Source organism: Haloferula helveola (genome assembly GCF_037076345.1).
GTDB classification, from domain to species: domain Bacteria; phylum Verrucomicrobiota; class Verrucomicrobiia; order Verrucomicrobiales; family Akkermansiaceae; genus Haloferula; species Haloferula helveola.
In genome coordinates this window covers 456,188-475,466 of the sequence record NZ_AP024702.1, presented here as the reverse complement: position 1 = coordinate 475,466, position 19,279 = coordinate 456,188, and the positions used below count along the sequence as shown (strand labels likewise).

Below are 19,279 nucleotides of genomic sequence, written 5' to 3'. Positions count from 1 at the left end.
AAGACCTCGACTTGTTAGCGAATGTTAGGGAAATTCCTTGATGCTCAGGCAATTGGCGGGTTTCCTCTGCGCCAACTTTTCCGGAGATCCCCACGGAATGACCGCTGTCGGCATGCGGTGTGCTTGCCGGCCCATCAAAATACCCACACATGCCAGAAGCAAAGATCCTGACCGACGTCCCCCAAGAATTGAATCTGAACCGCCGCAAGGTGATCGGAACCATTGGCGTCGGCGGCCTCGCTCTGGTCGCCTCTTCCACTCCGGCCTCGGCCTTCTTTTTCAAGAAGAAGGAGAAGGTTGATCTTTCGGGATTGCCCGCGACATGGGTCCGGATGCAGGGCAAGAATCTTGAAGACTATGCCGACTACCTCGCGGGTCTGCGGCTGGATCGCCTGACCCCGAGACAGGTCATCGATGCCCATGCCAAACGCCGCGGTTCGGTGTGGAACTCGCTTCCTCCGAAGCAATACTGGCGGAACATGGGTCCGACCCTGAAGGCGGTCGATCGTGTCGCGTCCCATCTTGGGCAGCCGGTGAAGGAGATCGTTTCGGCCTACCGCTCACCCGCCTACAACGCCCGTTGTGCCGGTGCGAGCCGTGGTTCGTGGCACCAGGCCAACGTCGCGGTCGACGTGAAGTTCCCGGTGCGGGCTTCCAGCGTCGCCTCGATGGCCCGCAGCCTCCGATCGAAGGGCCACTTCCGCGGCGGTGTGGGACGGTACTACTCGTTCACTCACATCGACACCCGCGGCCAGAACGTCGATTGGTGACCGATCGTCGGGATCGCCAGCGGTTCTCCCTCCGTTCCTAGCAGGATTTTCCGCTGGTTTCGCGGACCTGCGTCCTGTTGAGTTTCCGGTGTGCGGGGCACCCGGGGAATGGGTGTCCATTCGCCTTCTGACATGAATATCATCATCGTCGGTGCCGGAGAAATCGGCCGCCACTTGGCCACCTCCCTTTCGAAAGAGGCCCACAGCATTTCGGTGATCGAGTACGATCCCGGCCTCGCAGCGGATCTCGAGCAGTCGATCGACGCCAAGGTTGTAGGCTCGGACGGGACGAGCGTGAGTGCCCTCGTCGAGGCCAACGTCGGCGAGTGCGAGCTGTTCCTCGCGCTTACCAGTTCCAACACGGCCAACCTGGTCAGCAGTTCGATCGCGAAGAAGATGGGTGTCGAGCAGGTCGTCTGCCGGGTTCATCCGAGCCTCCAGCGCGAGGAATGGCTGTTCGACTTCAAGGGAACTTTCGGAGTCGACCATCTGTTTTCCTCCGAGCGCTTGGCAGCGATCGAGCTCGCGAAGTTCATCCGCAATCCGGATTCGCTGGCCGTTGAGGAGATCGCCCGCGGACGGATCGAACTCCAGCAAGTGGTGGTCGATGGCAAGTCGGACGCGGTCGGCCGGTCGCTGGTCGACCTGAAGGCTCCCGAGCGGACCCGGATCGCGATGATCAGCCGCGGAGCGGAGCATTTTGTGCCGACGGCAGACGCCGTGATCGAAGCGGGGGACATCGTGACGATTTTCGGTGAACCGAGAAAGCTGCGGACCCTGGCCGACCGGTTGCAGAGGAAACGTGAGGAGCGCGACGCCTTGCGGGTGGTGATCTTCGGCGGTGGGGAATATGGGTTCTCCTTGGCCCAGATGCTCGAGAGTTGGGACTGCCGGGTCCGGATCTTCGAACAGGACGAGGCGATCTGCCGGAACCTTGTCGACCGGCTTTCGAACACGACGGTGATCCATGCCGACGCGACCGTGGTCGCCGAGTTGGAAGAGGAGCAGATCGACGGTGTCGACTTTTTCGTGGCGACAAGCAACAGCGACGAGGACAACGTGATGACCTGCCTGCAGGCCCACACCCTAGGCGCGAAAAACTGCCTGACCCTGATTCACCGCGCGGACTACGCGGCGGCCATCAGTTCCTCCGGCAAGCACTTCGGCATCGCCGCCGCGGTCAGTCCGAGGGATGCCACCCGGAGGGACATCGAGAGGTTCATCACGTCGGACCAGTTCCACCTGGTCAAGAAGCTGCCCGGGGCGGAGATCATCGAGATGGGTGTGCGCAAGGGATCGATCGCGGCCGGCCACATGGTCAAGGAAGTCGACTGGCCCGAAGGCTGCGTGCTGGTCGGCCTGATGCAGGGCACCCACTCCGACGTCCCGGGACCGGAAGATGTCGTGCAGGCCGGCGACCACATCTACGCCGTTGTTTCACCGAAGGCCCGCAAGGCATTCGTCAAGCTCCTCTCCTGATTCCGGGCCTGTCCCATGAATTACCGAATCCTCGCCAAGGTCCTCGGACTGCTGTTGCTGCTGCTGAGCGTGTCGATGGCGGCGTGCGGGTTGTTTGCCGGTCTCGATGTTGTCGCCGGCGACCACGAGGCGATGGTTGCCCTCTTCACATCGGCCGGGGTGACTTTCCTTGCCGGGACGATCCTCATCTTTGTCGGGCTCGGGAAGATCGAGAAGATCCCGAGGCGGGAGGGCGTGGTCATCGTCGGACTCGGCTGGGTGCTTTCAGCCGTTTTCGGATCGCTGCCGTATCTTCTGTGTCCGCCCCACCTCGGTTGGAGCGGAGCCGTATTTGAAGCGGCGTCTGGTTTCACGACGACGGGGTCCACGGTCATCACCGATCTTGAGAAGTGGCCCCGTGGTCTCCTGCTTTGGCGGGCGGTTTCCCAGTGGTTGGGCGGCATCGGTATTCTGGTGCTTTTCGTCGCGGTGCTTTCGTATCTCGGGGTCGGATCGAAGTCGCTCTTCCGGAACGAGTCGTCGTTCCAGTCCGGCGAAGCTTCGACCGCGCGGATCCGGGACACGGCAATGACCCTGCTCAAGATCTACTTCGTGATCTCGATCGTCTGTGTGATCGGGCTCAGAGCCTGCGGGCTCAGTTGGTACAACGCGGTCAGCCACTCGATGACTGCCGTTTCCACGGGAGGCTTCAGCCCGCACAATGCGAGCATCGGCTACTATTCGGGCTGGGGTAATGGCTGGGCGATCGAGCTCTGGATCAGCGTGATCATGCTGATCTGCAGTCTAAACTTCCTGATCTTCGCGGTCGTCGTCCGCAAGCGGTGGGACCGGGTGAGGGAGCAGAACGACGTCCGCTGGTTCATCGGAATCTGCGTCGTGGTGAGCCTGGGAATCGGGATCGGACTCAGTCTGGACGATCGCTACTCGATCGGCTTTGTGCAGGCGCTGCGCGAAAGCTGGTTCATTGTCGTTTCAATCGCCTCGACGACCGGATTCGGCGCGACCGACTACGAACTGTGGCCCGCGTGGTGCAAGGCGTTGCTGGCGATCCTGATGGTGGTCGGTGGCTGCTCCGGTTCGACAGCGGGAGGCATGAAAGTGAACCGTCTGGTCGTGTTCCTGAAGTCCTCCGCCCACGAGATCATCCGCGCTTTCCGTCCGAACCAGGTGTTCCGTTTGGTCGTCAATGGCAACCCGATCGACGAAACGGCACGGGCCCGGACGACGTCGTTTGTCGCGCTCTACCTTCTGATCATCGCGCTTGGCGCGGTGGTCGTCGGGATGCTTGAGGCCGGGCAGGGGATCGACTTGGAAACCTGCCTCGCCGCGGTGCTTGCTACGCTGTCGAATATCGGGCCGGGTTTCGCCGACCTCGGCCCGACCGAGAACTTCTCTGATCTTCGCGATCCGACGCTGACCTTCCTGGCCGGGTTGATGATCCTCGGCCGTCTCGAGCTTTTCGCGATCCTTGTTTTGTTCGTGCCGGCCGCTTGGCGGCGCTACTGATCCGGAGTGTTACTCGGCCCAGTGGGGTTTCGCGGTTTCAATCGAGACGACGAGCGGCTTGCCTTCCTTGATGACCGATTTGGCAAGGACGTAGTGGATCTGATCGCCGATGGTGATCGAGTCTTGGCGCTCGTTCCGGACATACTCGAACTTCTCGCCGGTCCACCGATACACATCGGCGACGAAGAGAGCCCCGCTGTGACCTCCGGTGAACTGGCAACGGACCTCTTCGGCCTTCGGGTCGGGAGTCGGATAGATGGTCCCCGACAAAACCGCGTCCTTCACATGCTTGCCGGACTTGGGGTCGAAGATGAAAACGTCGAATAGCGACGACTTCGAATTGGAGAACGTCAGCACCCGGTAGTCCTCGTGCCCGTCGAAGTTGAAATCGAAGGGCTGCTTCGGATTGGCTTGGGAAACGACGGCGGTCAGCAGGAGGGCGAGGATCGGTTTCATGACGGTGGGTCGTGGAATGAGGATTACGGGTCGGCGGAAGGATAGAGATCGCGGTTCGAGGCTTGGAATTCGGGTTTCAGACGCAGCGCGAGGGACGAGAGATCGACGATCTTCCACGGACCGAAAACCCATCGGCCATCCTCGCCGTTGTGGCCGATTCCCACAAGCAAATGAACCGCGTCTTTGGTGATTTTCAGGCTGCGGTCCTTCGGTTCGAAGTAGAAGCTGCGGAAGCTGCTGTCCCACGAGGTATTCTCCACCAGTTTGGGATCGAGGTAGAAGACTTCTCCGCTTTGCTCGTCGGTGACCTGGAGGTCCGGGTAGCCACTCCGTTGTTCTTCGCCGTCCCTGTTGGGCGGGATGGTGCAGGCGAGACCGTCGACGGCATCGAGTTCGGCCTTCAGCGCGTCCTCGAAGTGTCGGGACACCTCGTTGATGCGGCGTTCCTCAAGGGCGGCCGAACCCGGTCGCGCCAGTTCTTCGGTGATTTTTCCGAGTGCCTCGCCGAGGGCGTCGAGGATCCGTTTGTGGGACGGTCGTTCCGGATCGAGGCGGAGCACATGGCATCCGGAACTCGCGTGGATTACCGTCGGAAACCGGAAGCGTCGCTCGCCGAGGTCCTCCTCGATCAGCTGGCGAACCAAGGCGGCATCGCGGCGCTCGGCTTTGATCTCGGCACTGGCCTCGGCGATGGAATTCAGCTCCTCGATGCGGGGGGACGACGGACGCTTGGCAGGGCGCGTGAGGTTCCAGATGAAGACCCCGGCGAAGCCCAGAAGCACCAGCAGGGCGGCCGCTCGGACGAGAGGGTGGGGTTTGGGCTTCATGGTTCGACCTTGATGGCTTGGTCCAGAAGGGCCTCGGCGAGATCGAAGTCGACCTTGTTGCGGGCGTGGATCCGGCAGAGGGCTTGGCCCTGATGGACCGACTCGCCGCACTTCACGAGGCGGTCGAACCCGACCGCGTGATCGACGCCGTCGTCGGCCCTGGAGCGTCCGGCGCCGAGTTGGAGGGCCGCTTGACCGACCAGGCCGGCGTCGACCGTTACGATGGTTCCCGTATCAGGGGCCGGCATTTCGCGGATCACGGGAGCTTCGTGGAGTTCGCCGAGCTTGCCAAGATCACCGGGCTTACCGCCTTGCTTTGCCACCAGTTCGTCGAACTTGGCCCGCGCGATCCCCGAATCGAGGAGCTTCTCCAGATCGCTTCGCGGAACATCGACAATCGCCTCGGTGAGATCGAGCACGAGTGACCTCAAGTCTCCCGGTCCGCCGCCATCGAGGCAGTCAATGGCTTCGATAACCTCGAACGAATTGCCGACGGCTCTCCCCAGCGGTTCCGACATCGGGTTGAGCAGGGCGCGGACATCGACCCCCATTTCCCGGCCGACCGCGATCATCGACTCCGCCAGCGCCGATGCCTCTTTCTCTGTCTTCATGAACGCGCCGGAGCCGAACTTCACGTCGAGGACCAACCGGTCCAAGGACTCGGCGAGCTTCTTCGACATGATCGAAGCGGTGATCAACGGAATCGACGGGACTGTTCCCGTCACGTCGCGGAGCGCGTAGAGTTTCTTGTCGGCCGGGCAGAAGTGCTCCGTTTGGCCCATCATCACGACCCCGATTTCGTCCAATTGCTTCTCGGCTTCGGGAAGGCTCAGGTGCACGTTGAAGCCCGGGATCGACTCGAGCTTGTCGAGCGTGCCGCCCGTGATGCCAAGGCCTCTGCCCGAAACCATCGGGATGCGTGAGCCAGCGGCGGCGACGAGCGGGGCGAGGACCAGTGATACCTTGTCGCCGATGCCGCCAGTCGAGTGCTTGTCCACGACCGGAGAACCCTTGGTGTGGGTGAAGCGGTCGCCGCTCTCGAGCATCGAGGTCGTGAGCGCGGCGGTCTCTGCGGCGTTCATGCCTTTGAAGAACACCGCCATCGCGAAGGCGGACATCTGGTAGTCGGGAACATCGCCGGTCACGTAGCCATCGATCAGCCCGCGGATCTCCTCCGGCTTCAGGTGTTCTCCGTCACGCTTGCGGCTTATCAGGGTGGGGATGTGGGGTTTCATTCGATCGGTGCGGTGTTTTCGCGAAGCCAGCTGGCGAAGTCCGTTTCGGATACATCTCCCGAGGCGAGCGACAGGTAGTAAGGATACTTCTCGTCCTCCGAAGCGGTCGGAAGGAGGCCGTTGCGAACCAAGAAGGTTTCGCATGCCATCGCGCTCGTCCGTTTGTTGCCGTCGATGAAGGGATGGTTCTTCGCAAAGCCGAAGGCGTAAGCGGCGGCCAGTTCGCAGAGATCGGGCTTGGGATCCGCATAGTGCCACTTGTCGGCTGGCCGGTTGAGAGCGGAGACCAGCATTCCCTCGTCCCGGATCCCATCCGATCCTCCGTGCTCGGCAAGCTGGCGGGAATGGAGCTTGAGAATGAACTCCAGCTTCAACCAGATCGGCTCCGATTCGGTCATTGCGCGAGTTTCCGGAGTAGATTCCGATTCTCACGCATCAACTTCTCCGCAATCTCCATCTGGCGTTCGACCTCCTCATCGTGAGCCGACAGTTCGACTCCATTCGGCGTCTCGGTGACAAACAGGGTGTCACCCTTGCTCACGCGAAGCTTCTCCAGCAACTCCTTGGGCAGGATGACTCCCGCTGAATTGCCGATCGAGGTGATCTTGAGGCTCATGTTCATGCCAGTATGTTATAACGGATGTTTTACCGCGTCCAGCTTGCCGTTGGTGTGAAAAAGTCCTCCAGAATCCGCGCAACGAGACCGAAATCGCTCGCTGTCAGGAGATCATCCGGTGCGTTCAGCGTCAGCAGGGGAACCTGTTCCCGAGTGTGATCGGTGCCGGTGTGGTGTGGATCGTTTCCGTGGTCGGCCGTGATCAGAAGGAGGTCGGGGGCATGGAAGTCGGCAAGAAAGCCTCCGAGCCATCGGTCGAACTCGATCAGGGCTTGGGCATAGCCCGTGGGGTCACGCCGATGGCCGTAAAGCATGTCGAAGTCGACGAGATTGGCGAATACGAGATGCGGGGAACTTCGCTGCTCACGCCACAGGCGCTCGATGGTGGCCATGCCGTCGGCGTTTGATGTTGTGGGATGGGACTCCGCGATCCCGGACTGGGCGAAGATGTCGGAAATCTTGCCGACCCCGACGGTTTCGACTCCTGCCGCTTCGAGTCGGTTGAGAATCGTCGAAGGAGGAGCGAGCGAGTAGTCGTGCCGGTTCGACGTCCGCTTGAAGGTCTCGGGCGAGCTGCCGACGAACGGTCTGGCGATGACCCGGCCGATCCGAATCTCACGTTCGTCGAGGATTCGTCTGGCGGTGCGGCAGAGCGCCTGCAGTCGCTCGAGTCCGAACACCGCCGGATCTTCATGAGCGGCAATCTGCAGAACCGAATCGGCGCTGGTGTAGAGAATGGGTTTCCCGCTCGCGAGGTGCTCGGTGCCCAGTCGTTGGATGATCTCGGTGCCTGATGCCGCCTCATTGCCGATGAACCGGCAATTCCCGGCCTGCTCCAAGGCGGAGACGAGGTCGTCCGGAAAGCGCTCGAAAGTCGCGAGTGCGGCTTCGAGCGGAGCTCCCATCAGTTCCCAGTGACCGGTCGTCGTATCCTTTCCCGTGGATTGCTCGGTGAGGTGGGTGAATTGTGCTCCCGGCAGCAAGGGTGGGGAGGGAAGGGGAAACTCCGGGTCGAGGTCGTGCAGCACCTCGTGAAGACCGAGTCCGGCGAGGCTCGGCAGAGCGAACCCGGGGATCCGCTCGAAGAGATGGCCGAGGGTGTTCGCTCCATCGTCGCCGAAAGCCGAGGCGTCCGGAGCGTGGCCGCAACCGACCGAATCGAGAACGATGCAGAGAGCTCTCACGCCCTCAGTCTCCGGGGTTGATCAGCCGCTGGCAAGAGCGCTCAAGGACGGTTCAGCCTGGTTTGGACATAGTGATAAAATGGCGCAAAGAATTTGAATAAAGAAATTGCTATGGCATCCAAAGCGCAGAAACCGGCAACTGGCGCGGAGCGCCTGCTTGCGAACCAGGACAAACTCACTACAAATCCACCAATATGGGACTCGATAAGATCACCACCAAACTTCAGGAAGCGCTTCAGTCAGCCCAGCGGCTGGCATCGAAGTCGGCGCACCCGGAGTTGAAAAGTATTCACGTGCTGCTGGCACTGCTTCAGCAGGAGGGCGGCATCACCGTGCCGATTCTGCAGAAGGCTGGCGTCGACGTGACCCAACTCAAGGCGGCCGTTGCGGCGGCGCTTGCCAAGGAACCGAGCCAGCAGGGCGCGAGCGCCCAGCCGCAGCTCAGTTACGGGCTGCGCGCGACCCTCGACAAGGCGGACGAGATCCGTGAGTCGATGGGTGACGAGTTCCTTTCCGTAGAGCACTTCCTGCTCGGAGCTCTCACCGCTGATTCGCCCGCGGGCAAGTTGCTGACCGAAGCCGGCTTGAACGAATCGAACGCCAAGGAGGCACTCGACAGCATCCGGGGTTCGCAGAAGGTCACCGACGAGAATCCGGAGGGCAAATACCAGACCCTTGAGAAGTACGGCACCGACCTGACCGCGCTGGCCCGTGAAGGGAAGATCGATCCGGTGATCGGGCGCGATCACGAGATCCGCCGAGTGCTCCAGGTGCTTTCCCGCCGGACCAAGAACAATCCCGTGCTCATCGGTGAACCCGGTGTCGGCAAAACCGCCATCGTGGAAGGGCTCGCACGACGCATCGTGTCGGGAGACGTGCCCGATGCGATGAAAAACAAGCGGATCATTTCGATGGACCTCGGTGGCATGCTGGCAGGTGCGAAGTACCGCGGTGAGTTCGAGGATCGTCTGAAGGCCTTTCTCAAGGAAGTGACCGAATCCGAAGGCGAGATCGTTCTCTTCATCGATGAGCTCCACACCATCGTCGGTGCGGGTGCGAGCGAGGGTGCGGTGGACGCTTCGAACCTGCTCAAGCCTCAACTCGCCCGCGGCGAGCTGCGGACCATCGGAGCGACCACGCTCGATGAGTATCGCAAGCATGTGGAGAAGGACGCGGCCCTCGAGCGGCGATTCCAGCCGGTGATGGTCGGAGAACCTTCGGTTGAAGACAGCATCGCGATCCTGCGCGGACTCAAGGAGCGCTATGAGGTGCACCACGGAGTGCGAATCCAGGATGGTGCACTGGTTGCGGCGGCGGTGCTTTCCGACCGCTACATTTCCGACCGGTTTCTTCCGGACAAGGCGGTCGACCTCATGGACGAGGCCGCCTCGCGCCTGAAGATCGAGCTGGATTCGATGCCGACGGAGATCGACCAGATCGAGCGGCAGGTGATGCAGCTCGAGATGGAGAAGAAGGCTCTGGAGAAGGAGAGCGACAAGGCCTCGGAGGCGCGGTTGGCCAAGGTCCGTGAGGAGCAGGCGAACCTGAAGGAGCAGTCGGCCGGACTGATGGCCCAATGGCGCAACGAGAAGGAGGTCATCGACCGTGTGCGCGAGCAGCAGTCGAAGATCGATTCGCTGAAGACCGAGGCCGAGCAGGCCAAGCGGATCGGCGACCTCACTCGCGCGTCGGAGCTGACGTATGGCCAGATTCCGGATGCCGAGAAGGCGCTTGATGAAGCGCAGAACGAACTCGCCTCGCTCCAAAGCAGTGGCGCGATGCTCAAGGAAGAGGTGACTGAGGAGGATATCGCCCGCGTGGTTTCTTCGTGGACCGGGATTCCTGTCAGCCGCCTCCAGGAAGGCGAGAAGGAGAAACTGGTGCACATGGAGGATCGACTCGGTGAACGGGTGGTCGGTCAGAAGTCGGCTGTCCAAGCGGTCTCCAACGCGGTGCGCCGCGCACGGGCCGGGCTGCAGGACGAAAACCGCCCGATCGGTTCATTCCTGTTCCTCGGTCCGACCGGTGTGGGTAAAACCGAGCTGAGCAAGGCGCTCGCCGAGTTCCTGTTCGATGACGAGAGCGCTATGGTCCGCATCGACATGTCGGAATACATGGAGAAGCACAGCGTCGCGCGTCTCATCGGAGCGCCTCCCGGCTACGTCGGCTACGACGAGGGCGGCCAGCTTTCCGAACACGTACGACGCAAGCCGTATTCGGTGGTGCTCTTCGATGAGATCGAAAAGGCGCACCCGGATGTGTTCAACGTGCTGCTCCAGGTGCTTGATGACGGACGGATCACGGACGGCCAAGGCCGTACGGTCGACTTCCGCAACACGGTGCTGATCATGACCTCGAACGTCGGTTCGCAGTTCATCCTCGGGGAGGAGAATGCGGAGCAGCGTGAGGCCAAGGTCATGGAAGCCCTGCGTGCTCAGTTCCGGCCCGAATTCCTCAACCGGATCGACGAGACGATCATCTTCGACCGCCTTGAGCGCGACGAGTTGACGACGATTGTCGATCTGCAGCTCGAGCGCGTCCGCCAGCGTCTCGCCAAGCAAGGGCTCGGACTAGCGCTGACTCCGGCCGCGAAGGAATTCATCGGCAACCAGGGCTACGACCCGGTCTATGGCGCGCGGCCGCTCAAGCGGGCGATCCAGCGGCACCTTCTCGACGAGCTCTCGCTGGAGATCCTCGACGGCAAGTTCGTCGACGGCGATGTGATCGAGGCCGACGTCAAGGACGGGGCGGTGGTCTTCAGCAAATGAGGTAGGGGAGACCGCCCGTTCGTCCGTCGGGCGGCCGACCAGCGGACGAGCGAAGGCCGCTCGTCCCTACCATGGGCTTGTGCAGGGCGCGGCGGGATGGTTTTTTCCCGCCGTGCACCTGCGCTTCACCGAAGACGAACTCGCGACGCTGATCGAGATGGTTACGCTGGCCGCGAGTGTGGCGTCGTGGAACCACCGGCCGGGTGCGGATGAGGGTTTGGGTGCCTACGAGGCACTCGAGAACAAGATTCTCGAGAAGGCGAAGCATGCGGGACTCGGCGATGTGGTCGAGTTCGACGAGGAGAAGCAGCGGCACCAGGTCACGATGGACTTCCAGGCCGGCTCGTTTTTCCAGGAATGTTACGACGAGTTCCGCAACGAGAACTTCTGGGAGGAACTGGTCATCCGGCTGGCCGATCGGGACCTTGCCAAAAGCATCGGCAAGGAGGCTTGGGAGAAGCTGACCGAGGAACAGCGCCGGGAGCGTACGTCCGAGATCGAGAAGAACTACTGGAAGGAGTTCGAACGCAACGGGATCGACCGGGTGGCGGTCATCTTCCCGCCCGGAGAGGGCTGACGGGAGGCGGCTTGATGGCGCTGTTGGGAGGCGGGACGCCCCCGTCCCGCAATCGAGGAGGTTGGAATCCGGGTCAGATGTCGAACGGGAGGGAACGAACCTCACCCTTGCGGGACGGGGGCGTCCCGCCTCCCATGAAAAAGGCGCGACCCCGGTGGAGGTCGCGCCTGAGATGGTTTGAGAGCGGAGTGGTTCTAGAATTCCGATGGCCCTTGGGTGCCACCTGCAGCCTTCTCCGGAGAAATGGTCAACGGCTTATAGCCGCCGATCGCGCGGAAGTAGAGCATCAGCAGCAAGTAGATCACCGCCATCGCCGCGGGGATCAGCGAGTCGTATTTGAGCACCTTGCGGTTGCCCATGATGTCCGACTTCGCAATGACCTCCTGATCGGTGGTGATGGCTTCGGCTTTCGCAATCACGTCCTCTTTGGTGTTTCCACGTTCGACAGCGACCTTGGCGGCATAGGCGTCCTTCGCAGGATTGAGGACTTTCGGATCGATCGGTTGCACGGGCTCGAAGGCGAGGAACTCGCTCGCCGGACCGGCACTCTTGACCTGCTCATAGAGGGCCGCGTCGGTCTCCTTGAGCTCGCCCGCGGAGAATCGGTCCCGCGCATAGCCGAGGCCGGGACCGCCAAGCAGTCCGACCGACAGCATCCCGATGCCGCCCATCAGGCTCATCGCGACCGCGCCGGTTTGGGGGAAGCGGTCACCGATCACCGCGAGCATGGTCGGCCAGAAGAAGGTCTTGCCGATGGCGTAGACCAGCAGGGCGCCGAACGCGGCTCCGAAGGAATCGACCGCGCTGACCAGATTGAGGCCCGCGACGGCGAGGAGGGAGCAGATGAAGAGCAGGCCGATAGGTTTCACGCCGGCCTTGCTCTCGATGAAGTGGGCGCAGAATCGGAGGCCGAACATCACCAGTGAGGTGAAGACGAAGAGGATCTTGCCTTGCTCGGGATTGAGGATGGTTCCGGTGATGTTCTGGATCCAGCCGTCGGTTCCGAGCTCCACGCTGCCGACGAGGGCATGGGCGATGAACAGGACGAAGATCAACCAGTGGCCGATTGCGAACTTCGTGAGGGTTGCGACCCAGCCGAGGAGGGCCAGGGCAACGATGGCGGAGAGTACGTTCGAGAGCAGTTCGTTCAGGCCGATCAGTCCGCCGAAGAAGTCACGCCGGAGGAAAAAGAAGAGCAGGGCGGAAACGATGAGGGTTCCGAGGATGCCGACATCCTTGAACATTTCTCCGAGCTTGAGGCCCTTGGCCGATGCTTCGGACTTCGGATACTTCTGTCCGAGAAACATCACCCCGTAGACAAGGGTCGGGACGAGGTAGAGGGCGAGCTGCCACTTCCAGTCCCAAGCGTTGTCACCCGTGCCGAGGGTCCAGCCGATGACGCCGCCGAAGACCATGCCAAGCGGCCATGACGCGTGAAGAATGTTCAGATAGTGCGTCCGGTTCTTCGGGTAGAGGGTTGCCACGAGCGGGTTGGCGACCGCTTCGAGCGTGCCGTTGGCCAGGCCGAACAGGAAGGTGCCCCAGTAGAGGAATTGGTAAGCGGTCTCACTCGACATCTCCGGCTTCGCCGCGAACGTCACGAAGGCCGAGAGGACGTGAAGTAGGAATGCGGTGAAGACCAGTTTCCCGTATCCGACTTTGTCGACGACGATACCCCCGATGATGATGCCGAAGCAGAAGCTGATGAAGCCTGCTCCCAGGCTGATCGCCCCGAGCTGGGCTCCATTGAGATTGAAGGTGGTCTCCCACGTGCCGAAGAGTCCGCCCCGGACACCGAAGCCGACACCGGCTGCGAGAATGGCGACGAAGCCGGCCCATAGGAGCCGGTTGGCGTTGGGCGCGATGGGTTGGTCTGCTGATGTTGAATCACTCATGGGTTCGCTGTTTCGATGGTGGGGTAGGGTCTAACGACGTCAGAAGATGCTGGCAAGCACGCGGTTTGCCTTCAGAGCAGGCGAAAACGCGTCGGAAAAGCGCGTTCTGTCGGTCATGTCGGAATTTGTTCGGGGAAGGGGCAGGCCCTGTGGGAAAAGGTAGGGTTGAGGGAAGGCGGACGGGTTGTTTTCAGATACTGCTGAGCGGTCGGAGACCGCCGGGCCCGGGGTATGGCGCTTGGAAAGCGCCACTCCATGAAAAAACCCGGACCTCGTGAGAGGCCCGGGTTTGGGGAAGGAAGAGCGGCACCGGGAAGGAGCCGCTCCTTGAAGTTACTTGGAAGCCGAAACGTAGCTTGCTTGGGCGGCGCCCTTCTTGAGCTTCTTCTGCTTGATCCAGCTCATGGTCGAGCGGAGGCGCTCACCGACCTTCTCGATCTGGTGCTTGGCTTCCTCGCGGCGGATCCTGTTGAAGTTCTTGCAGCCGCTGTCGGCCTCGGCGATCCACTCCTTGGCGAACTTGCCGGACTCGATCACCTTGAGCTGCTTCTGCATGCGCTTCTTGACCGAAGCGTCGATGATCTTCGGACCGACGGAGACGTCGCCCCACTCGGCGGTTTCCGAGATCGAGAAACGCATGCCGGCGATGCCGGACTCGTTCATCAGGTCGACGATCAGCTTCAGTTCGTGGAGGCACTCGAAGTATGCCATCTCCGGCTGGTAGCCTGCCTCGACGAGCGTCTCGAAGCCTGCCTTGACGAGTGCCGAAGCACCGCCGCAGAGGACGACCTGCTCACCGAAGAGATCGGTGACGGTCTCTTCCTTGAAGTTGGTTTCGAATACGCCGGCGCGGGTGCAACCAACGCCGCGGGCCCATGCGAGGGCGATCTTCTTGGCGTTGCCGGTCGCGTCGTTGTGGATGGCGATCAGGCCGGGCACGCCCTTGCCATCGACGAACTGCGAACGAACGGTGTGGCCCGGGCCCTTCGGCGCGACCATGATCACGTTGACGTCGGCCGGCGGCTCGATCGTCTTGAAGTGAACGGCGAAGCCGTGGGAGAAGAGGAGGGTCTTGCCCTTGGTCAGGTTGGGCGCGATGTCCTTGTTGTAGACTGCGGCGATCTTAGTGTCGGGCACGGCGACGAAGATCACGTCGGCGGCCTTGACGGCGTCGGCGGTGTCCATCACCTCGAAGCCGAGCTTCTTGGCCACTTCGCGCGACTTGGACTTCGCGTAGAGGCCGATGATGACCTTCATGCCGCTGTCCTTGAGATTGAGGGCGTGGGCGTGGCCCTGGGAGCCGAAGCCGATGACGGCAAGCGTCTTGCGCTTGATGGTGGCAAGGGACGCGTCCTTGTTGCTGTAGATTTTCGCGGCCATGGATTGGAGTCGTAAGTGGTTGGTGTCGCCCGCTTTTCCGCGCGGGCGGGGCCGCAGGCTGGACAAGAAGTCCCAAGTTTCAAGTTTCAAGTTTCAAGACCTTGACTAAGCGGCAGGATGGGGCCTGTGAAACGACCGACCCAATTGGCCCACGAGGTGATCGCGGCGGCGGTCGGCCCCGGTGACACCGTGGTCGATGCGACGGCGGGCAACGGCCATGACACGCTGTTTCTGGCAAGGCTCGTCGGGCAGGGCGGCAAGGTGGTTGCGTTTGATATCCAGGAGGAAGCTGTTGAGTCGACCCGCCGGCGGCTGGGGGACGCGGGAATGGAAGGGCATGTCACGCTTCACCGGGAGTCTCACACCGCGATGACGTCGAGGCTGGAACCGGGGGCGGCGGCTGCGGTGATGTTCAATCTCGGCTACCTGCCGGGCGGGGATCACGCACTGATCACGGAGGCCGGGGAAACCATCGAGGCGCTCGAGGCTGCGATGACCGTGCTCCGTCCTGGCGGGCTGATCACGGTGGTGTGCTATCCGGGGCATGCCGGTGGTGATGACGAGGCCGCGGCGGTCGTCGGGTGGGCGAAGCGGCACGGAGGGGTGCTTCACCCGCAGGCGCGGGAAGGGGCGCCGTTTCTGGTGGTGGTGGAGCGCCGGTCATGAAGCCGGCACCATTGGAGAGCTGCGGAAAGCCGGTTTCATAACCGGCGCTCCATTTCGAATGAATTGCGTGGGTCGTTGATCTCGGCTGGGATCGGGGATGCGGAAGTTGTGCCAGTGGATCGCGGCGGCGTTTCCTTTGTGGATCGTGCTCGGTTGCGGCTGGGCGTGGTTTCAGCCGGCGGCTTGGACATGGTTCCGTCCGTGGATCGAACCGGGGCTCGGTGTGATCATGCTGGGCATGGGGCTGACGCTTCGCTTCGCCGATTTCGCCGAGGTGGCGCGCCAGCCGAAGACAGTGGGCGCGGGCGTGGCGGCGCAGTTCCTGATCATGCCGGCCGCCGGATGGGTGGTTTCGAAACTCTTCGCTCTGGAGCCGGCGCTGGCTCTGGGGTTGATCCTTGTCTCATGCTGTCCCGGCGGAACGGCGAGCAATGTGATCTGCTACCTCGCGCGGGCGAATGTCGCTTTGAGCGTGCTGATGACGATGGCCTCGACCTTCGCGGCCATCGCGTTGACGCCGATCCTGACCAAGCTGCTCGCCGGGAAGGTGCTGCCGGTCGACGCGTGGGCGCTTTTCCGTTCGATGGTGGTGGTGGTCCTGATTCCGCTGGCGGTCGGGATCGCGGTGAACTCGGCAGTCGGTCGCACGCGGAGTCCCGAAAGAATCCGGGCCTGGGTCCACTCGATCGGGCCGGTGCTGAGCGTGGCGGTGATCGTGCTGATCGTCGGCTGCATCGTGGCGCTGAAGAAGGAGTTCATCGCCGCGGCGGCGGTGCCGTTGTTCGTGTCGGTCTTCGTGCTGCACGCCCTCGGATTCGGAGTCGGCTACGGAGTGATGAAACTCCTGCGGAGGAATGAAGCGATGTGCCGGACGGTTTCCGTCGAGGTCGGGATGCAGAACAGCGGACTCGGGGCGGCGTTGGCGACCAAGCACTTCGCCGAGTTCGCACTCGCTCCGGTGCCGGCCGCTATCTCGGCGGTGTATCACTGCATCATCGGCAGCGCTCTGGCGGCGTGGTGGGGGAGGAAAGCGCCGAAGGCGGAGTGATCAGTGGCTCGTGTCGCCGAGCTCACGGACGTCGTCCTCGAGGGTGTGGGCGATGTCCCGCCAGTCGGCCGCGGTGTTCGAGTGATGGGGAAAGGTTCTGGGCTGACCGATTACGAGTTGTAGATCGCCGTGGGAGGGCAGGCGCTTGCTGGAAGGCCAGGCTTCGAAGGTGCCTCGGATGTGGCAGGGGATGACCGGGATGGGGGTTCCGGCAACCAGCGTGCCGATCCCGGGCTTGAAGTGTCCCATGACGCCGGATCGCGAGCGGGTGCCTTCCGGGTAGATGAGGAAGCACTGGTCCTGCGATTGCAGGCACTCGCGGAGTCGGAGGAGTCCGTGGGGACCGCGCTGGTGACGCCAAAGTGGGCGGAGATTGAGGAAGCGGGAGGAGATCCACCCTTGGGTCGGGTTGGGGAAGAAAGTGTCGCCGGCGGCAAGTGGAGACAATCGGGCTCTGAGCGATCGTGGCACGGCTGAAGCGAGAAGCAGTGTGTCGAGGTGCGAATTGTGGTTGGCGACCATGACCACCGGTCCGCTTGCAGGAATGTTATCGGTGCCACGGATCGCCAGTTGGAACCGATGGGTGACTCCGAACCGGACGAAGGACCACGTGAGATGGTGGAGGACTGTTTCCCAGCGGCGAGGAACGCGGTCGGGCGGAACGAGGTGTTCGATCCACGAGGCGGGCGGAGTCGGCCGGGCGAGAGTGCGTGAGGCGGCGATCATGGCAACGGGTTGGTGAGGGGTCCGAATGAATCGAGCATGGCCAAGGTGATGGCGATGACGGGCGAGGCGAAGATGAGGCTGTCGCAACGGTCCAGCATCCCGCCGTGGCCGGGTAGCGAGTGCGACAGGTCCTTGAGGTGGAGGTCGCGTTTGATGGAGGAAACGACCAGGTCGCCGATCGTGCCGGAAAGCGACAACACGACACCGAGCGGAACGAGGATGGCGATTCTTCCGAGACCTTGGCCGTGGAAGAGGAGGTGACCGCTGAGGACGACGAATCCGGTCGTGAGAAGGATGGCTCCGAGGAGACCCTCGCGGGTCTTGCCCGGGCTGGTGTGCGGGCAGAGCTTGGTGCGTCCGAAGGCCTTGCCGGAAACGAAGGCGAAGACGTCGTTGAGTTCGATGCTGAGGATGAACCAAAGGGCGATGGTCGCGTTCGCGTAGCCGGTGCCGAGAAAACCGAGGTGTCCGGGCCAGAGACCGCAAAGCATGAAGCCGAGATTGGTGACGGCCAGCTGTCGGAGGTAGCCTTCGGGGCGGTCCTTCAGGAGGGCCGTGGCGGCGGTCAGGACGGCGACCACGGGGGCACTGAGAAGCAGCAGCCGGTGGTCGTGCCTGAGGATCGCGATTCCGATTGTGGCGAGTCCGGCGATGACGCAAAGCGAACGAACCGGATCCGCGTCGACACCGCAGGCTCGCGAGAGTTCGCGGAAGCAGACCCATCCGAGAATCACGATGGCGCAGGCGATACCGGCGGGGCCGATCAGGATCGGGATGACGGTTGCAGGCGTGATGATGGCCCAGGTGCGGAGCCGCAGCATCAGCTCGCGGTGCATCTTGTCGGACGTCGTGCCGAGACGATGGAGCGTCGCCGACACAACCCATCCGAGGGCGATGGCGGCGCAGGCGATGCCGGCGATCCAGAGCTGGCGGGGATCGATCGACTCGGCCGCCGATGCCATCCATTCACTCGCATTCATCGGGGCCGATGGTTTGGATTTCAGCGGCGGCGTTTCGCAGGCGCACGATGGTGGTGAAGACGGTGCCGCAAGTGATGAGCGTGAGAGAGGCGCCGATGATTCCGAATCCGCCGGAGCCGGTTGGCCAGACACCCGTCGGCAGGAAGGCGAGGAAGGCGGCAGCAAGACATAGGATCACCATCCGCGCGGGCTTGGCCATGGGTCCGCTGAAGTCGGCGGGCGCTCCGGCGAGGTGGACCTGAACCCGGGTGTAGGCGGTCATCAGCGACCCGAGTGCGGCGGCCATGCCGAGCATGGGATGACCTCCGACGGCGAAGCCGGCTCCGATGAAGATCGCGATGTCCGAGATGCGGTCGGGCACCTCGTTGTAGAGAAGCCCGACGCGGGAGGCGCGCCCGGTTTCCACCGCGAGCACGCCATCGAAGATGTTGCAGGCGCCGCGCAGAACCACGAGCAGGATGGCGCCGAGAAGCAGGAGGCGCTGGGAGACGGCTCCCGTTTCGTATCCCGAAGTCAGGGCCAACGCCACGCCGGCGCCGATGCCGAAGACCACACCCAGCACCGAGATGTGGTTCGGGGTGACGCGGCTGGCGGCGAGGCGCTTGAGCAGCCAGTTCCAGCAACCCAACTGACGCAAGGCGAGCGGGCGGCGGCTTTCGGTTTGTTGTTGGACCGTGATCATGACTTGCCCATGAGGAAGATTCCGGAAACGAGAAGGACCATCCCGGCGATGTTCACCGGCCGGATCGGAGTGCCGAAGGCGACGAGAGAAATGGCCGCGGCGAAGATGAAGGTCGTGGCGTAGACCGGGTAGAGGACCGTCAGGGCGCCGCCCTTGCGGAAGGCGGCGACGAACAGCACCATCACCGCGATGTAGCACGCGACGCCGGCGAGCAACCGGAGGTTGGTCAGGTAGCCCAGCGGTGTGTTGCGGCCGAGGGCGGCTCCGGTCTTGTAGAGAAATGATCCCGTGGCGCCGCAAGCGGACGCGGTCAGGATCATCAGGACGGAAAGGGGATGGGTGGTCTCGTGCATGGCTCGGCTTCCTACCCGTATCTTCCGGGTCGGATCGCCGAGGTTACATGCGGTTGGGAAGAGAGTTCGGGATTCGCCGTTTCAGCCCGGAACGACGTTCGGCACGGCCGGTTGACCGTTTCGAAGGGAGG

Annotated in this window: 19 protein-coding genes; 7 read left to right on the top strand and 12 right to left on the bottom strand. The window is 62.6% G+C overall.

Annotated elements, in window-relative coordinates:
• The first annotated feature begins 149 nt into the window (after positions 1-149).
• The 3 genes from HAHE_RS01530 to HAHE_RS01520 all read left to right on the top strand — a co-directional run bounded on the left by HAHE_RS01530 (position 150) and on the right by HAHE_RS01520 (position 3,755).
• Positions 150-770: a D-Ala-D-Ala carboxypeptidase family metallohydrolase gene (locus tag HAHE_RS01530; protein ID WP_338687960.1), complete on the top strand. Its 621-nt coding sequence runs from the start codon at positions 150-152 to the stop codon at positions 768-770.
• Positions 771-902: 132 nt separating this feature from the next.
• Complete coding sequence (trkA, locus tag HAHE_RS01525; protein ID WP_338687959.1) at positions 903-2,249, top strand: Trk system potassium transporter TrkA; 1,347 nt, start codon at positions 903-905, stop codon at positions 2,247-2,249.
• 15 nt (positions 2,250-2,264) lie between these two features.
• Entirely contained in the window at positions 2,265-3,755 is a 1,491-nt protein-coding gene (locus HAHE_RS01520) for a TrkH family potassium uptake protein (protein ID WP_338687958.1), read from the top strand.
• A 9-nt stretch (positions 3,756-3,764) separates the two neighbouring features.
• Here HAHE_RS01520 and HAHE_RS01515 read toward each other — a convergent pair whose 3' ends face one another.
• Genes HAHE_RS01515 through HAHE_RS01490 form a run of 6 tightly spaced genes read right to left on the bottom strand, consistent with a single transcriptional unit; the run spans position 3,765 to position 8,073 of the window.
• Complete coding sequence (locus HAHE_RS01515; RefSeq protein ID WP_338687956.1) at positions 3,765-4,211, bottom strand: XAC2610-related protein; 447 nt, start codon at positions 4,209-4,211, stop codon at positions 3,765-3,767.
• Positions 4,212-4,234: 23 nt separating this feature from the next.
• Positions 4,235-5,038, bottom strand: a complete 804-nt coding sequence (locus HAHE_RS01510) for a hypothetical protein (RefSeq protein WP_338687954.1) — start codon at positions 5,036-5,038, stop codon at positions 4,235-4,237.
• On the bottom strand, positions 5,035-6,273 hold the full coding sequence (locus tag HAHE_RS01505) for a thymidine phosphorylase (protein ID WP_338687952.1): 1,239 nt from the start codon (positions 6,271-6,273) through the stop codon (positions 5,035-5,037). Before HAHE_RS01505 ends, HAHE_RS01510 begins: the two co-directional genes overlap by 4 nt.
• On the bottom strand, positions 6,270-6,671 hold the full coding sequence (locus tag HAHE_RS01500) for a type II toxin-antitoxin system death-on-curing family toxin (protein ID WP_338687951.1): 402 nt from the start codon (positions 6,669-6,671) through the stop codon (positions 6,270-6,272). Before HAHE_RS01500 ends, HAHE_RS01505 begins: the two co-directional genes overlap by 4 nt.
• Positions 6,668-6,889, bottom strand: a complete 222-nt coding sequence (locus tag HAHE_RS01495; protein WP_343218228.1) for an AbrB/MazE/SpoVT family DNA-binding domain-containing protein — start codon at positions 6,887-6,889, stop codon at positions 6,668-6,670. The genes HAHE_RS01500 and HAHE_RS01495 overlap by 4 nt, the downstream gene beginning before the upstream one ends.
• A gap of 29 nt (positions 6,890-6,918) precedes the next feature.
• Positions 6,919-8,073, bottom strand: coding sequence for a phosphopentomutase (locus HAHE_RS01490; protein WP_338687947.1), 1,155 nt, complete (start codon positions 8,071-8,073; stop codon positions 6,919-6,921).
• Between the two features lie 194 nt (positions 8,074-8,267).
• Between HAHE_RS01490 and clpB the strand changes: the two genes are divergently transcribed.
• Together clpB and HAHE_RS01480 are read left to right on the top strand one after the other, a co-directional pair.
• The gene (clpB, locus tag HAHE_RS01485) at positions 8,268-10,841 is read left to right on the top strand and encodes an ATP-dependent chaperone ClpB (RefSeq protein ID WP_338687945.1); all 2,574 of its coding nucleotides are present in this window, start codon (positions 8,268-8,270) and stop codon (positions 10,839-10,841) included.
• Positions 10,842-10,953: 112 nt separating this feature from the next.
• Positions 10,954-11,418 (top strand): hypothetical protein, encoded by a 465-nt coding sequence (locus HAHE_RS01480; RefSeq protein WP_338687944.1) that lies wholly within the window; start codon positions 10,954-10,956, stop codon positions 11,416-11,418.
• 194 nt (positions 11,419-11,612) lie between these two features.
• Here the strand turns inward: HAHE_RS01480 and HAHE_RS01475 are convergent, their stop codons facing one another.
• Both HAHE_RS01475 and ilvC read right to left on the bottom strand, forming a co-directional pair.
• A complete protein-coding gene (locus HAHE_RS01475; protein ID WP_338687942.1) occupies positions 11,613-13,313 on the bottom strand; it encodes an MFS transporter in 1,701 nt (566 codons plus the stop codon).
• A 333-nt stretch (positions 13,314-13,646) separates the two neighbouring features.
• Positions 13,647-14,693 (bottom strand): ketol-acid reductoisomerase, encoded by a 1,047-nt coding sequence (gene ilvC / locus HAHE_RS01470; RefSeq protein WP_338687940.1) that lies wholly within the window; start codon positions 14,691-14,693, stop codon positions 13,647-13,649.
• 117 nt (positions 14,694-14,810) lie between these two features.
• Between ilvC and HAHE_RS01465 the strand changes: the two genes are divergently transcribed.
• Complete coding sequence (locus HAHE_RS01465) at positions 14,811-15,359, top strand: class I SAM-dependent methyltransferase (protein ID WP_425510998.1); 549 nt, start codon at positions 14,811-14,813, stop codon at positions 15,357-15,359.
• Between the two features lie 97 nt (positions 15,360-15,456).
• Positions 15,457-16,407 (top strand): bile acid:sodium symporter family protein, encoded by a 951-nt coding sequence (locus HAHE_RS01460; RefSeq protein ID WP_338687936.1) that lies wholly within the window; start codon positions 15,457-15,459, stop codon positions 16,405-16,407.
• Here HAHE_RS01460 and HAHE_RS01455 read toward each other — a convergent pair whose 3' ends face one another.
• From HAHE_RS01455 to HAHE_RS01440, 4 genes are read right to left on the bottom strand one after another with little or no spacing between them, the layout of a single operon-like run.
• A complete protein-coding gene (locus HAHE_RS01455) occupies positions 16,408-17,133 on the bottom strand; it encodes a lysophospholipid acyltransferase family protein (protein WP_338687934.1) in 726 nt (241 codons plus the stop codon). It lies immediately after the preceding gene.
• Positions 17,130-18,113, bottom strand: a complete 984-nt coding sequence (locus HAHE_RS01450; protein WP_338687931.1) for a phosphatidate cytidylyltransferase — start codon at positions 18,111-18,113, stop codon at positions 17,130-17,132. The genes HAHE_RS01455 and HAHE_RS01450 overlap by 4 nt, the downstream gene beginning before the upstream one ends.
• Positions 18,100-18,795 (bottom strand): CDP-alcohol phosphatidyltransferase family protein, encoded by a 696-nt coding sequence (locus HAHE_RS01445; protein WP_338687930.1) that lies wholly within the window; start codon positions 18,793-18,795, stop codon positions 18,100-18,102. Before HAHE_RS01445 ends, HAHE_RS01450 begins: the two co-directional genes overlap by 14 nt.
• Positions 18,792-19,148 (bottom strand): hypothetical protein, encoded by a 357-nt coding sequence (locus tag HAHE_RS01440; RefSeq protein WP_338687929.1) that lies wholly within the window; start codon positions 19,146-19,148, stop codon positions 18,792-18,794. The genes HAHE_RS01445 and HAHE_RS01440 overlap by 4 nt, the downstream gene beginning before the upstream one ends.
• Positions 19,149-19,279: the final 131 nt, after the last annotated feature.

Coding starts and splice junctions, on each gene's coding strand:
- HAHE_RS01530 (WP_338687960.1), top strand. CDS start 150: ATGCCAGAAGCAAAGATCCTGACCGACGTCCCCCAAGAATTGAATCTG.
- trkA (WP_338687959.1), top strand. CDS start 903: ATGAATATCATCATCGTCGGTGCCGGAGAAATCGGCCGCCACTTGGCC.
- HAHE_RS01520 (WP_338687958.1), top strand. CDS start 2,265: ATGAATTACCGAATCCTCGCCAAGGTCCTCGGACTGCTGTTGCTGCTG.
- HAHE_RS01515 (WP_338687956.1), bottom strand. CDS start 4,211: ATGAAACCGATCCTCGCCCTCCTGCTGACCGCCGTCGTTTCCCAAGCC.
- HAHE_RS01510 (WP_338687954.1), bottom strand. CDS start 5,038: ATGAAGCCCAAACCCCACCCTCTCGTCCGAGCGGCCGCCCTGCTGGTG.
- HAHE_RS01505 (WP_338687952.1), bottom strand. CDS start 6,273: ATGAAACCCCACATCCCCACCCTGATAAGCCGCAAGCGTGACGGAGAA.
- HAHE_RS01500 (WP_338687951.1), bottom strand. CDS start 6,671: ATGACCGAATCGGAGCCGATCTGGTTGAAGCTGGAGTTCATTCTCAAG.
- HAHE_RS01495 (WP_343218228.1), bottom strand. CDS start 6,889: ATGAGCCTCAAGATCACCTCGATCGGCAATTCAGCGGGAGTCATCCTG.
- clpB (WP_338687945.1), top strand. CDS start 8,268: ATGGGACTCGATAAGATCACCACCAAACTTCAGGAAGCGCTTCAGTCA.
- HAHE_RS01475 (WP_338687942.1), bottom strand. CDS start 13,313: ATGAGTGATTCAACATCAGCAGACCAACCCATCGCGCCCAACGCCAAC.
- ilvC (WP_338687940.1), bottom strand. CDS start 14,693: ATGGCCGCGAAAATCTACAGCAACAAGGACGCGTCCCTTGCCACCATC.
- HAHE_RS01465 (WP_425510998.1), top strand. CDS start 14,811: ATGGGGCCTGTGAAACGACCGACCCAATTGGCCCACGAGGTGATCGCG.
- HAHE_RS01460 (WP_338687936.1), top strand. CDS start 15,457: ATGCGGAAGTTGTGCCAGTGGATCGCGGCGGCGTTTCCTTTGTGGATC.
- HAHE_RS01455 (WP_338687934.1), bottom strand. CDS start 17,133: ATGATCGCCGCCTCACGCACTCTCGCCCGGCCGACTCCGCCCGCCTCG.
- HAHE_RS01450 (WP_338687931.1), bottom strand. CDS start 18,113: ATGAATGCGAGTGAATGGATGGCATCGGCGGCCGAGTCGATCGATCCC.
- HAHE_RS01445 (WP_338687930.1), bottom strand. CDS start 18,795: ATGATCACGGTCCAACAACAAACCGAAAGCCGCCGCCCGCTCGCCTTG.
- HAHE_RS01440 (WP_338687929.1), bottom strand. CDS start 19,148: ATGCACGAGACCACCCATCCCCTTTCCGTCCTGATGATCCTGACCGCG.